The organism is Rhizobium sullae, assembly GCF_900169785.1.
Lineage (GTDB): Bacteria > Pseudomonadota > Alphaproteobacteria > Rhizobiales > Rhizobiaceae > Rhizobium > Rhizobium sullae.
In genome coordinates this window covers 21,326-34,891 of record NZ_FWER01000077.1, presented here as the reverse complement: position 1 = coordinate 34,891, position 13,566 = coordinate 21,326, and the positions used below count along the sequence as shown (strand labels likewise).

Genomic DNA, 13,566 nt, shown 5'->3' with positions numbered 1-13,566 from the left:
TTCAAGAAGCGCGGCCGGATCTTAAAGATTCTGCTTTTCGGTTCGTATTGCCGCGGCACCTGGGTCGACGAGCCGCACACGATGAAGGGCTACCGCTCCGACTACGATATCCTGGTGCTGGTCAATTCCAAGCAGCTGGCGGAGCCACAATACTGGGAGAAAGCGACCGACCGGCTGATGTGGGACAAGCAGGTCAAAACCCCGGTCGGACTGATCGTCCATGGCGCCAGGGAGGTGAACAACTTCCTGGCCGACGGCCAGTATTTCTTCGTCGACATCCTGCGCGAGGGCATCGTGCTCTACGAGCTCGATGACCGGCCCCTCGCCGAACCTAGAAAGCTCTCCGCTACCGATGCGTATAGGGTGGCCAAGGAGCATTTCGAGAGGATCTTCAGATACTCGACGTCATTCATCAAGGGCGCCAAGTTCTACCGTACAGAAGGGGACATTAATCTCGCGGCGTTTGAACTGCACCAGTCCGTCGAGTCGGCGTACTCTGCATTGCTTCTCACGTTGACCAACTACAGCCCGCCGTCGCACAATCTGAAATTCCTCCGCGGGCTGGCTGAAGATCAGGACCGCCGGCTCATCGACGCCTGGCCGCGCGACCAGCACCGCTACATCGCCTGGTACAACATCCTCAACGAAGCCTATGTCAAGGCGCGATACTCGAAGCACTTCGAGATCACCGAAGAGGCGCTTGGCTGGCTGCTTGAGCGGACAGAACACTTGCATCAGATTGTCGCGGCGATTTGTAAGGAGCGTCTTTCCGAACTGGAGCAGGCAAGCGCCGCCAACTGACGGCCAAACCTGTAATAAGAAGGTCGGCATCCCACGATGCGTACCTCGATCATCGTCACGACGAGCCCGGCTTTTGGAGAATGGCCGACAGTGTTCGGCGACGCTCCTCGACCGTCTGACCCATCACTGCGAGATCGTCGAGACCGGAAACGAATCCCTATGGCGCTTCAAAAACCGCTCTCAAGGCTAACGCGACGACGACTCTCACCCGCACTTGGCCAACCCTCTGCAATCCCGGCCAGCACCGGGCAGGCCAAGCGCTGATCAAAATTGGATAAGTAAAAGGGGTCAATGTTCGGCGCTGATTGACGGACCGTAATTGCCGCTTCGGGCTCAATCGTCGCGTTTGTCGTGTCACGGTACCTATTCCGGCAATCCAGTTCCCACCAGGCCTCGCCTGAACTTAGCAGTCTGTTCGGCAGTTTCGACCACGATCCCCCGCTCCAGAAATTCACTGATAGTTAGATCCTGATACTTTTCGCGAAGGCTTTGGGCAAGCGTGGTAGCTTCTTGAAGGCGACCCGCCATCGATAAGCAGGCGACTATCCTAGTGCTGGTATATTTTCCGGGATTCGGTAACCGGCGTAGCGCCGCTAAAGCCTGCTCGTAGTCGCCCTTAAAATAGAGAAGATTTCCCAGTACCGCGTGATACCAGTGGGGTGGGAAAGGGTTGAGCCGCATCCCTTCTTCGACCCACGGTAGCGCTTCGTCTATACGATTTCGCCTTGCCAGCAGTCCGCCGAGCTGTACCAAAGCATTGGCGTCACTGGGATTAAGCTTATACGCCAAACGGAATTCTCTTTCGGAGTTCTCAAAGTCCTTTAGGTAAAGATGTGCAAGCCCAAGCACACGATGGGCGCCAGATTCTCCCTCGTCCAGCTTTACGGCATGTCGTGCGAGCGCGATGCCGTCGCGAAGGACAGCCTCCGGTGCGTTTGCATAGCCGCTGACTGCGATCCGGGCCAATGCAAGATGAGCGTGTGCCAGCGCAAAGCCCCCGTCGCCCGCAACGGCAGCTTCGAACATTTCCACAGCTTTAACGTTGTCGTCCGGCTCATAGCCTCTGAGATGCACTAGCCCTCGCAGATAAAATTCGTATGCAGCGAGGCTGGCCGGTGGCCTTCGGATGGACTCTCGATAATCAGCGCTCTCGATCTGCCCCACTAGATTGGCGACGATCATTCTCACGATGTCATCCTGAATGCTGAAGACATCCGAGGCTCGGCGTTGATATTTTTCTGACCAGACCAATCGCTCCGTGTCGGCCTGGATCATCCGCACCGCGATCCGGACCTCGTCTTGCGACTGACGCATGTTGCCTGTAACGAGATAGGTGGCAGCAAGCTTGCGTCCAACCTCCTTTAAATCCTCCGAACGGTCGCGGAAAGCAAACGCTGAGGACGCCGCAATGACGGACAGGCTCCTGAATCTCGCAAGACCGGAGATGATGTCTTCGGTGAAGCCATCCACCATAAATTCATCTGCGCCTGTCGCCGCGTTTTGAAAGGGAAGGACGGCAACGACGGTTCTGACCAGTTGCTCTTTTGCAGGAGCTCGAGGCCAGTGCCAGGCATGCACCGGCTTCGAAATATTCTTGAGGCGTAGCAGTCCTCCGTCTGCAAACAGCCGCTGCAATCCTTCGGGTAGGGCGGCGTAAGTTGTTTCCGAGATGCACACCCCATCGGGTAATGCATGGTGCTCCAGGCGCGCTGCGACATTGACGCCATCGCCGAACACATCGTCATCCGTCGTCATCACCTCGGCGAAGTTTATACCAATCCGAATTCTCACTGGCTTAGTCCCAACGGTAGCGACGGCCTCGCTTGCTAGCAGGTGTTGAACCTGCAACGCCGTCGAGACGGCGACCGCGGGGCTGTCGAATATCGAAAGGAGGCCATCACCCATGAGCTTGATCGTCCGGCCACCACCCTTGACGATCCGAGGTTTCAGTATCTCCTCCTGCAAGACATTAACGCTTGCCAGCGTTCCTTCTTCGTCTGCTTCCATCATGCGCGAGTAGCCGACAACGTCCGCCGTCAAAATGGCCATGAGGCGTCTGGTGGTGGGCGAGGAGGGCATCTGCGACAATTCCCGTGGAAACGAGGAGTGCTGCGAACCGAATGTACAGTCTTGTGGCGTCAATGTCATGCTGACGCGGAAGCAAATGGAAAGTACAGCACCGAACCCGAAATGTTACCTCGGCTTCCAGTTATTGGGACCGCTGCCAACTGACGACCAAATCTGCGCACCACCTCGAAATGCGGTATGGTTGCAAGGACATCGGGGAGCGAATTCCTCCGCTCCACCAGCTCGTGATGCAGGAGTGAACTGACTCCCGAGAGTTGGACAGCAACCTTCGGGGGTCAGTGCAGGCGCGGGTAAAATCTTAACTGGGAGGATATCTCCAACCTCGAAGCCCAAGAACGATGGCATCGTGGCTTTTCAAGGCAATACACCTGGCATGTTTCTCAACGGGAACGGCGTTCCAGTCCGAGAACTGGACAACGACAACGTCATCTTCCGGATAGATGTGAACGAACTGCCCGTACCGACCGTATGCAAAATAATCCGGACGGTTCTTCCTCAGCCACCAGAAATAACCGTAGCCAAGTGTGCAGCTTTCATCTGCCGGATTGCTCTCGTCTTCAAGGCCGACAAACCGGCTGTCGAGTGGGGCGGTCGCTAGATCGAACCACGCAGCAGGTATTTTCCCTTGCCCCTTGTCTAGGACAAACGTCCCGAAGCGAGCCATGTCATCGATCCTGGCTTTGAAGCAGCACGGGCCGATGGGATCACCGTTGATATCGACATTCCAGCTGGCGGGATGCGCAGCTCCGATCTTCGCCCAAACACCTTTCTCGAATGCTTTTAGGAGAGCGCGAACCGACGACAGATTCACTGCAACCGGGACCGCCATTGCGGTGTCCAGTGCAGAGTAGTTAAAATGTCCCGGTGGATTGCCGCTACGCCTTCTGTATTTGGACGCAAATCCGATAAGGCTCTGCTTGCGGTGGGGCAGGCGAACCTGATTGTCGAACATAACCGAATCCGAGAAAATCGGAAGGGACCCCGTCTCGAGCCACTGGATGTCCGACCGCATCGAGAGCAACCGATCCAGCGTGACAGTGGCATATCCCTCTGCGAGCTTCATCCTATCGCTGAGACCAAGGAAGCTGCCGACCCGCCGGTTAAGAACCGCTTCAAATTGTGACTGCGTCCGCAGATGGTACTTTTCCGCCAGCACCTGGCCGAGCAGCGTTGAAGTCAGTGATTTCGCCATCGAGGCCACGCCGTAATCTTTATCCCGGCCGTTCGCCCCTTCTCCGCAAATCTCTTTTTCGTTGTACATTTCAACGCGAATGGTGCGGCCTTTGATAACGAAAAGGGCACACACACCCATCTGCTGAACGTATTGTTGTAGCCTGCATCGACTTTCTAAGCTGCAATAAGCCTGAACGTTTGTGGGCGAGTCACGGAGCGGCCCCAGAAAAGACGCCTTTGGCGGGGGATTAATCGGAAGATTTTTCGGCGGCTCTTTCGCGACAGGTGCTGCGAATGGTGCAATTGCCGCGAGCGTAAAGACCAGAATACTTCTAAGCCACAATTTCACGAAATCTCCCTCGTGCAGTCATTGCTTCGTCGGTTTTTGCGCCCGGGCCAAAACTGCCAGAAAACCGGTTCTTCAAACGATAGGTGTTCATCGCCTTGCCAGGCACCTACCTGATGCATTCTCTCATCGACCGCTGTTTGTTCACGGTCGTCGGGGAGGAGTACCGTCAGAGATATTGCCGGAATCGGATCGCGAGTCTTCAAGCCATCCGGGCAGCCCGGTGTTTTGTCCTTGAACTCAGGTGATTGACCACTGGCTGCGGTCCCGACCAGAAAACCGGCAGCACGTATCTCATCGGGGAACGACCGATGATGGATGACGTCACCGTCGAATATAATCCCGAGATGCTGCCACGCCCTGGTGAAGTGTTCACTCTCAAAAATTAGGGTTTCTTCTTGCGACCCCGCTGGAGCGGGATCGCCGAAATTCTTGCCAAATGGGGCCGTTACCGCTGCATCGCTTTCGGAGTAGTCGATCGCGTTGTTGACGTGCACAAAACTGGAAAAGCGCTTCTTCTTCGCCACGGGTGCTCGCAGCACCCAGCTGTTGTTGAAGACGTAGTGGGGGCCGTCTGCGATGTGTTCGGTTGGGAACTTGAAAAACTGACCCCTCGTGTGCTGGTCGTCGTCAGGGCCCGGCTTTCGAAGATTCCATCCAACGTTTCCATAGATGTAAAAATAGCCGGACCGCGCCATTTCTAGTGAAAATGGCACATAGCAGTCGATGATCGTGTTGTGTCGGATCGTCCAATTCCAGGCAAAGTGCTCGGGTTCAATCGCATTGTCTCGGATTCGAACGAACCAATTTCCTTCGATCAGGACGTTGCGCGAACAGCTCTCGACAATGGACTCGGCCACCTGGTTGAAAAAGTGAATCCCATTGAAGGCGTCAGCGATGATGTTGTTTTTGATGACGACGTAACCTGCGATGCTCCAGGCACGAAAGAAGTCGCCGTCGTACGCCCGCGCGTCGCTCTCGACGTTGACCGGCTTTCCCGTTTCTTGACGCTCGCCATGCACTTGCTCCCAATCAATATCTCGCCAAAGCTGCGATGGAGTACCTTCCAGCTCTTTTTCGATTGTTCGTCCGGCACGGATCGCCTCGCATATTTCCCAGCCATTTCCGCTGGGGTCCTGCACCCAATCACAATCGACGATCAGTATATGCCGAGTGTTGATACCCGTTGCACCTATCGCAAAGGTCCCACCGCTGATTTTTAGCCCGCGAAGGGTAATGTGCTGGCAGTTCTCCAGATAGATCGCTGTCGGCCAGCAGCCTTCGAAATGCAAGTTCTCGATGGTGACCCACTGGCAGTTCTTCAGGACAAACGCGCCATTGTCCGCAAGATAATAGAGACCAGGGAAACGACCTCCGGCCTCTTGCGCGGCGGCGAGCCTGTTGCCAGTTTCTTTGTATTCTTCAAACTTGACCTTCGGTCCGACGACTGCAGCGGACCCACAGATGATGACCGGGTCAGCTTCGCTCCCGGCGAGTGATGACAGTACGATGGGCTTGCGATAGTCCCCCTTTGTCAAGTGCAGCTTATCGCCCGCAGAAAGTTGTCGAACCTTTCTGTGCACGTTGTCGGGGCGTGCGTTGCGCGTTCTTCCCATACTGGTTTTCTCCGTTCGAACGGTCGATCAGGGACCGGCAGTCCAGGCGGTGAAAATTGGGAAGTGATCGGAGCCGAATGTATCCGATGCCACTTTTGGCGCGGCAAAAGACGCAGCTTGGGCGGCCGGAACGGATATATGGTCGATTGCTTTGTCCGCGAATTCGGTATCTTTGAAAGTCCGGCCAAGGTCCTTCGTCAGCATTGTCCACTTTTGGCTACCCGCCAGCGGCACCGTCATGATTGCGAAGGTGTCGTCGAAGCCATCACCCGTACAAGTGCTGGCAGGAAAGGGCGCTTTCGCGCAGGAGAAGGCTGCCAGTTGGCAATCGTCGAACGACTGGCCAAACTTGCCTGGTTCGAAGGATGTGTTCCAATCCCCGGCGATCAACACCGTACGGCCATCAGCAACCGCCTGGTCGGCGACCACCTTGGTCGCTGCTATCACTCGCTCGCGCTTGAATGCGTTGTCCTTATCCGCCTTGGCCTTCACGTCTGAACCATTGTCCAGAATGCTTTGAAGGGCAGGGACTGGAGGCAGGTCGAGCTTTTTCAAACCCTTGATTGCGTCGCCTGCGGCAAAGCAAGCGTCATTGGAATTGGATTTCAGATGAACCGGGAAAAGGGTCAGACCGTTTGCCAGGTCAACACGCAATGTTCCTCGATCGGTAGCCGCCAAGCCCATCATGTCGATGCCCTTCAGCGGCATCTCATTTACCGGAATCGAGGTGTCGCCATCTGGCTTGGAGTTCGTGAAGACCTGGACAGTGTGGCCTTCGGGCTTGGGGTCGAACTCGATGACGGATGTGATCGGAATCTTCGAGAGGACGCCAACTTCCAAACTGGCATGGATTTCGTCGCCCTGAACCTGACCATCAGACATGGTTGCATAGTACGTCGGCCACCTGATGGCGTCGGCGATTGCCTTGATGTCGGGCCGTCCGGTCAGCTCAATCAAAACGATCACGTCAGGGGACAGGGTGTCCGCCATCTTTTTGTAATCGGACGCTCGTACGAGAAGCTTCTCGTAAGGTGACGCGGCGATGTTCCAGGACACTATTTTGACGTCGGCAGCCCAGGAATTGGTTGCAAGCAACGCACCGGACGCGAGAAGAAGCGAGCGCAAGCAGTTCATTTCGATAACCCCTCAAGTTTGCGAAATGCGGATGCGATGTAGATTTTTGGATGCTGGGCGATAATACCCGCTTAACGTGAATTTCTCAAGGCTGTAACTACCAAAGCGACAAGACTATAATTGGTATTATACGCTGGCAGAGATTGGACGCGCGATGATCGGGTCCGAGCGAGCACCCTGTCCCCAGCCTTATGATCCGGCTCAAGTTTTCGGCTTTACGAAGGTCCCGTTGATCCAACCTTCCGCGCCGGAGGCAGCGGACTTCACGCGCCACCACTTTCCTTGTCTTTCCAATACCGTCAACTCGCTTCCTTTTCCAAGGGTTTCTATCTTCAGGTAGGGGGGCAGGCGCCTCGCGGAGTTGAGGTCGGTCGTTGTCACGAACTGCTCGACGGAAGCAGCAGAGCTATTTCCGTCACCGGCGACCGGCGCCGGTTCATCGAATATTCTAGGCGACGAAGAAACCTCTTTTGTTTCCCCCGCCGAACCGGCGGAAAGGAACTACGTGGTTGGTAGCGTCATAGCCGAAACGCAGCCGCAAAATTAACTGAAGGCGAGGCCGCGTTCGTCCCAGCCACCGATAGAACGATGAAGGAGAGTCGAAACAGGCGTCCCGAACGGACAGGACTGGGAGTTTATTGCCATGGCGGCTTCGCGATCGATCCTTCGGACTACTCCAGCTTCGGAGCGAGCATGTGGTTATCTAATTTGCACGGGCGTCCCAATGCGCTATGCTGGCGCGCGGGCTTCCCTAGGTCCGCGCCCTAAGGGCCGCTTCCACCCGGTCGGCGCCATGCGTGACGATATAGGCGATCACCATGTAGACGACGACCGCGATCAAGAAGGCTTCGAGGTAGTAAAAATTCAGCGCGGCGGTCAGTTGCGACTGCGCAAAGATATCGACGACTTCGATGGCAAACCCAAGAGAGAGCGCCTTCATGATCACCATGAACGAGTTGGCGAGGTCCGGGATTGCCGATACGATCACCTGGGGAAGCATGACCCGGCGGAACAATTGGCTGCGTTTGTAGCCCAACGAGTAGGCCGCGTCCGCCTGACCGGTGTCAAAGGAGTTCAGAGCGCCTTTCACGACTTCCGCCTGGAAAGCCGCGACACAGGTGGTCAATGCAACAATGAGCGTGACCCAGTTCGGCGTCGCGTGACCGTTGAACTCGATCCCGATCAACGAGGCCAGGAACTGTAGGGCCGGTGGAAGACCGTAGTAGGCGAGGAAGATCACGATCACCATCGGGACGCCCTTGAAGGCGACCTTGTAGGCAACGACGAGCTCCCGCAGCATTGATACCCGCCGATACTCGACCATCGCAAACAGGCTGCCTACGATCGTCGAGAGGACGAAAATCGCAAGCGCCATGGCGAGCGTCACGGGAACCGCGCCAAGGATGTCCCAGAGATCGGGTAGAAGAACTTCGGAATCGAACATGTGATGACCTCCTCTTTGATCAGACGCTTGCCATCATGGTAACCTTGGCCGGCGTGGCCGCTGGCGCGAACTTCGAGTTCCGCATCTCGAAGAAGCGGACGACGAGCCATGCCACGAGGCACAGCAGCGAATAGATCACCGCCAGTACGAGATAGGTCTCAAACTGGTACTGGTTGTAGTCCCGCTCCATGACGAGATGGGCGGTCGCCATCACGTCCGCGGCCCCGATGTACATGACGAGCGCGACGTTGTGGATCAGGTAGATGATCGCGTTGCCGTAGCCGGGCAGGGCGATATGCACGGCCTGCGGCCCGACGACGCGAAGGATCTTTTGACGGAACGTGTATCCGAGACTGTCCGCGGCGTCGTGCTGACCTCGTTCTACGGCGAGATACGCTGGCCGTAGAACCTCCGAGAGATATCCTCCATGGTAGAGGCTGAGGCCGACCATCGCCGCCACGTTAGGGGACACGAAGTCCTCGACATCGAACAGGTCAACCACCAACGGAAGCCCGTAAAAGGCGACGAACAACTGGAGCACGACGGGGACGCTGCGGGCATAGGACACGTAAAGGTCGGCAAATTGGCTGACCACCGGCGTCCTGCGCACCCGGAAGGTCGTCGCAATTAAGGCCAGCACGAAGCCGGCGATCATGGCCGTGAACGTGATCGCAAGCGTCAGCGGCAGCGCCGATAGCAGCTCTGGGATCATTATGGATAGGTCCACTTCGGAACACTCCTTCTTTCAGTCTTGGGCCTGATCGCCGGTGTCTCAACCGAGCGTTACTTCATGTACGTGGTGATGTCCTCGCCGAACCATTTCTGCGAGAGTTTGGCGAGCGTGCCGTCGGCCTTGAGTTCCTTCAGCGCCTTGTCGATGCCTTCGGAGAGGGCCTTGTTCTCCTCGGAGCGGTGGATCAGGACGAAGGTGTTGTTGATAGCGACGGGCTCGCTCGCCTTGATGTCGAGCTTCTGCTGGTCGATGACCGTCTGCTCGCCAAGGTTGGACGGCAGAACCAGCGCGTCGTACTTGCCGTTCTGGACCTCCTTCAGGCGATCCGGATATGGAATGCCGGCGCTGGAAGCGGTGATCTCGATCTTATGGTCGGGGTTCTGTTCCTGCCACGCCGTGGCGAACTTGTAGATGCCGCCGCCGGCAGTGACGGGCACGATTTTCTTGCCGACGAGGTCCTTCATCTCGTTGATGCCGCTGTCTTTGCGGCTATAGATCTTGATCAGGCTGGCGCCAATCGGGCTCTCCGGAATAAGAAACTGCTTTTCGCGAGCGGGCGCACGGTAGTAGCCGCCGGTCGCGATGTCGTACTTGCCAGTGACGAGGCCCGTCTCCTGAGCGATGTCGGCGGCGCCTTCCATCGCGAACTTGTACTGGGGCAGCTTCGCGTTGATGGCTTTCAGGACGTCGGGCTCGTAGCCCTGCGGCTCGACGCCAATCGCACCCCAGGACAGCGGCTTGGATTCGGCTGCCGTCGCGATCTTGATGGTGCGCACGTCCTGGGCATGGGATACGCCAGCCGTTGCGAGAGCGAATGCGACGCCGGCTACGGCGAGGCCGAAAGTACGGCGGGAAGTTGACTTAATAGAAGGCATGTCAGGCATCCTTTCTCTACTGGATTGCAAGCTCGGAATTGAGGAATTGGGCAAGGCGTGGATTCGACGGCGCGTCGAAGATCTCGGTCGGGCTGCCGTCGGCGGCGACGACGCCCCGATCCATGAAGACGATGCGGTTCGAGATGTTCTTTGCGAACTGCATCTCGTGGGTGACGAGCAGCGAGGTGATCCCCGACGACGTGACGTCCTTGATCACCCTAAGAACTTCGCCGACGAGTTCGGGATCGAGCGACGACGTGGGTTCGTCGAAGAGCATCACGTCCGGTTTGACCGCGAGCGCCCGCGCGATGCCGGTCCGCTGGAGCTGGCCACCGGAGAGCTGGGACGGGTAGCTGTCCAGCTTGTCGGAGAGACCTACCCGATCGAGCTCCTGCAGGGCGATCGCCCGCGCCTCGTCCTTTGACTTGCGCTGCACGACCACGAGCGGATCCATCACGTTCTGAACGACCGTCATGTTCTTGAAGACGTTAAACTGCTGGAAGACCATGGCCGTCCGGAGCCGGATCGCCTGTATCGCGGTGTTGTCCGGGCGCTGGTAGTCCATCTTGAGCCTATCGAACGCGATGGTGCCGGACGCCGGCTTTACCAGGTAGTTGATGCACTTCAGCAGCGTCGTCTTGCCGGTACCGCTTGGGCCGATGATCGACACCACGTCTCCGCGCTTCACGGAGAGATCGACGCCGTTGAGAATCTGCGTCGTTCCGTAGGACAGCTTTAGGTTCTTGAGCTCAAGCATTCAGTTTGGTGTCCTTTTCGGTTGTGGTCTCGGCATCGACCCATTCGTCTCCGAGCAGCTCGGGCGTATCGAACGCCTGGAGGTCGGCGAAATGACGCTCGCGGTCGATGACGAACAACGCCTTGACGATGCCGCGCGCGAGCCGGTCGGCACCTTCGCTGATCGCTGGAATGTCACCGGTGAGCTTGCCGTGGCTCAGCGTCGCCGGGAAATTGAAGCAGTGGATCTTCGCCAGCGCCGGGCAGGCGCCGGGTTCCGTCTCGAGGAATTCGAACGCATCTCCAAGATCGGGCGAGCCTTCGAGTTCCGCGTTAGGCATTCCGGCCGGCGTCGGGAAACGGTCGCGCCATAGGCGGATATACGGTGCGACGGCGGCAAGTTCGGGCCGGTTGGCCAGGTCGATCTTGAAGCCGGTTCCGAAGATCAGGAAATCGACCGGATAGCGTCCTTTCGGCGTCGCCACGACGAGATGGTCGCCGATCTGCTTCAGCTCGCTTATGGGGCTTTCCAGGTGGAGACGGGCCTGCGGGAAGGCGCTGACGCGCAGGACGCTCGGCCGTGGCGGCGGTGTCTGCTGGCCCATGGCGTAGTTCAGGAACCGCCACTTCCACTCGTCGGGAAGGCCCGCAAATCCATGCACCACCCCCTGGCTGCCGATGCCGGTGAACTTGTTGATCCGCGGCAGCTCCTTACGACGCACGAACATGTCGAGGCGCGCGGCGCCGGCTTCAAGCGCCGTGGCGGCATTGTCCATCGCCGACGCGCCGGCTCCGACGACGCCGACCCGCTTTCCACGGAGTGCGGCGAAGTCGATCTCGTCGGCGGTATGAGCCCAGAAATTTCGATCGATGTCGTCGGCGATAGGAGGTAGATACGGGCCACCCAGGCCGTCGCGGCCTGTCGCCAGCACCACGTGGCGCGCGATCATGATTTCTGTTCTGTCACGCTGACGGCAAACGAGGTCGAGCATTCCGTCCTCGCGAGGGAGAATCGCGTCGACCGATATCCCGTTGCACACCGGGAGCTCAAGCACCCGGCGGTACCAGATCAGGTAGTCCATCCAGATCTCGCGCGGCGCGCGGTCGAGAACAACCCAGGCTTCGTTGCCGTAGCGGGCCTCGTAATAGGCGCGGAACGTAAGAGCCGGCAGCCCCATCGCCGGTCCGGTCAACTGCTTGGGGGAGCGGAGTGTTCGCATCCGCGCGAAGGTGACCCACGGACCTTCCTGGCCAGCGGACGCCTTGTCGAGCACGACGTGGTTCGCGACGCCGAGCCGCTTCAGCATGCCGGATGCGACAAGCCCGGCCATGCCGCCGCCAATGATGACGACGTCGACGACCCTCTTGCCGTCGACTTCGCGAGGAGGAATCCAGGACTTCGCGGGCAACTCCAGCCAGGCAAGATCCTGTTTCAGGCGGGTCTCGAGCGCGTCGAGTCCTTGAGGCAACGAGGACAGGTCGCTCATGACGGAACTCCCTCAGGCAGTGGAGTCTGTCCATACACGGTGTCGGCCAAGGCCTCGACGCCGCCCGAGTCATGCAGTCGGCAACCGGGCATCGCAAGACCGACGGCGCGGGCTGCGTCGATCAGTGCCGCGACGGTCGGGGTCATCGGCAGTGCTGCAGGCGAGATCGCGCCAAATACGAAGGGTATTGTCTGGTCGATAACGCGCATCACGATGCCCTCGAGCGGAACGCCAACGACGGTGGCCGGTTCGACGATGGCAACTCCCAGGCCGGCGCGGACCATCGTCAGGGCCGTCATCGAGGCGTTGACGTCGATCATCCGCCCCGGCACGATGCCAGCCCGTTCAAGCGCCTCGTCGACGCGGTGGCGCAGACGATATGGGTTCGCCAAGGTGATGATCCGGCGCTCGGAGAGATCGCCGAGCCGCACGACGCCATCACCGGCGAGCGGATCATCCGCGGCGAGAGCGACGACGCACGGCGCTTCGGCGACCCAGTGCACGTCGAGGCCGGGATGCTCCAGCGGCAGGCTTGCGATCCCGAAGTCCGCCGAGCGGGCGAGCACGGCCTGCACGACATTCTCGGCCGCGAGCGCCTGCACATGAAGGTGGCGTGGAATGAGACCCGGCGCGACGTTCGCGATCGCCTGCGGCAGAACGCCGGCCGCAAGCGACGGCGTGGCCGCGATCGTTAGCGACGCCGGCTCGTCGAGACCGATGGCATTCGCCCGTTCGCGGATGTGGGTGAGGCTTGCGAGATGGCGCTCCACCTCGGCGTGAAACAGTAGGCCGCGCGCCGTCGGGGTGATGCGAGGTCCGCTTCGGTGCAAGAGGGCATAGCCGATGTCGGCTTCCAGATCCTGGATGAGCCTGGTCACCGCCGGCTGCGATCGACCAAGCAGCCGCGCCGCGCCGGTCACGCTGCCGGCGGACATCACCGCTGCAAAGGCTTCGAGTTGCCGAATATCGAAAGAGTTAGAATGCATAATGGACATCAAACATCCTCCTTTATGTCAGTAAAGCATGAGATTTCTTATTTGACGACCGTCAATAGATAAATATTCTGCATCATACGCGACATATCATCACCAATTGACATGATTGGGTGGCGCGCCTACCTAGACCGCATGCCTT

At 58.4% G+C, this 13,566-nt stretch carries 12 protein-coding genes and 1 pseudogene; 2 read left to right on the top strand and 11 right to left on the bottom strand.

Translation table 11 applies throughout. The annotated features are described in order from the left end of the window. Both BN1800_RS35980 and BN1800_RS35975 read left to right on the top strand, forming a co-directional pair. Nucleotides 1-801, top strand: an 801-nt coding sequence (locus tag BN1800_RS35980; RefSeq protein ID WP_087005202.1) for a nucleotidyltransferase and HEPN domain-containing protein, incomplete at its 5' end; no start/stop codon positions are given. Nucleotides 802-840: 39 nt separating this feature from the next. Continuing rightward, nucleotides 841-991, top strand: a pseudogene (locus tag BN1800_RS35975) (ATP-binding protein); the annotation flags it as partial. Between the two features lie 173 nt (nucleotides 992-1,164). Here BN1800_RS35975 and BN1800_RS35970 read toward each other — a convergent pair. The 11 genes from BN1800_RS35970 to BN1800_RS35925 all read right to left on the bottom strand — a co-directional run bounded on the left by BN1800_RS35970 (nucleotide 1,165) and on the right by BN1800_RS35925 (nucleotide 13,427). Next, nucleotides 1,165-2,850: an adenylate/guanylate cyclase domain-containing protein gene (locus BN1800_RS35970; RefSeq protein WP_244564779.1), complete on the bottom strand. Its 1,686-nt coding sequence runs from the start codon at nucleotides 2,848-2,850 to the stop codon at nucleotides 1,165-1,167. Between the two features lie 337 nt (nucleotides 2,851-3,187). Further along, nucleotides 3,188-4,411 (bottom strand): serine hydrolase domain-containing protein, encoded by a 1,224-nt coding sequence (locus BN1800_RS35965; RefSeq protein ID WP_087005197.1) that lies wholly within the window; start codon nucleotides 4,409-4,411, stop codon nucleotides 3,188-3,190. Continuing rightward, nucleotides 4,408-6,024, bottom strand: coding sequence for a right-handed parallel beta-helix repeat-containing protein (locus BN1800_RS35960; protein ID WP_087005194.1), 1,617 nt, complete (start codon nucleotides 6,022-6,024; stop codon nucleotides 4,408-4,410). Before BN1800_RS35960 ends, BN1800_RS35965 begins: the two co-directional genes overlap by 4 nt. A gap of 27 nt (nucleotides 6,025-6,051) precedes the next feature. After that, nucleotides 6,052-7,080, bottom strand: a complete 1,029-nt coding sequence (locus BN1800_RS35955) for an endonuclease/exonuclease/phosphatase family protein (protein WP_143534221.1) — start codon at nucleotides 7,078-7,080, stop codon at nucleotides 6,052-6,054. 279 nt (nucleotides 7,081-7,359) lie between these two features. Then, a complete protein-coding gene (locus BN1800_RS44275; protein WP_179213986.1) occupies nucleotides 7,360-7,539 on the bottom strand; it encodes an SH3 domain-containing protein in 180 nt (59 codons plus the stop codon). 370 nt (nucleotides 7,540-7,909) lie between these two features. After that, entirely contained in the window at nucleotides 7,910-8,602 is a 693-nt protein-coding gene (locus BN1800_RS35950; protein ID WP_087005188.1) for an amino acid ABC transporter permease, read from the bottom strand. A gap of 19 nt (nucleotides 8,603-8,621) precedes the next feature. Continuing rightward, nucleotides 8,622-9,329 carry an amino acid ABC transporter permease gene (locus BN1800_RS35945; RefSeq protein WP_027508810.1) on the bottom strand — a complete coding sequence of 236 codons (708 nt, stop codon included), beginning with the start codon at nucleotides 9,327-9,329 and terminating at the stop codon, nucleotides 8,622-8,624. Between the two features lie 56 nt (nucleotides 9,330-9,385). Then, nucleotides 9,386-10,210 (bottom strand): amino acid ABC transporter substrate-binding protein, encoded by an 825-nt coding sequence (locus tag BN1800_RS35940; RefSeq protein ID WP_087005186.1) that lies wholly within the window; start codon nucleotides 10,208-10,210, stop codon nucleotides 9,386-9,388. A 16-nt stretch (nucleotides 10,211-10,226) separates the two neighbouring features. Next, nucleotides 10,227-10,967 carry an amino acid ABC transporter ATP-binding protein gene (locus BN1800_RS35935; RefSeq protein WP_087005183.1) on the bottom strand — a complete coding sequence of 247 codons (741 nt, stop codon included), beginning with the start codon at nucleotides 10,965-10,967 and terminating at the stop codon, nucleotides 10,227-10,229. Beyond that, complete coding sequence (locus BN1800_RS35930; RefSeq protein WP_087005180.1) at nucleotides 10,960-12,432, bottom strand: NAD(P)-binding domain-containing protein; 1,473 nt, start codon at nucleotides 12,430-12,432, stop codon at nucleotides 10,960-10,962. Before BN1800_RS35930 ends, BN1800_RS35935 begins: the two co-directional genes overlap by 8 nt. Further along, entirely contained in the window at nucleotides 12,429-13,427 is a 999-nt protein-coding gene (locus BN1800_RS35925; RefSeq protein ID WP_087005177.1) for a LysR family transcriptional regulator, read from the bottom strand. The genes BN1800_RS35930 and BN1800_RS35925 overlap by 4 nt, the downstream gene beginning before the upstream one ends. Between the last annotated feature and the right edge of the window lie 139 nt (nucleotides 13,428-13,566).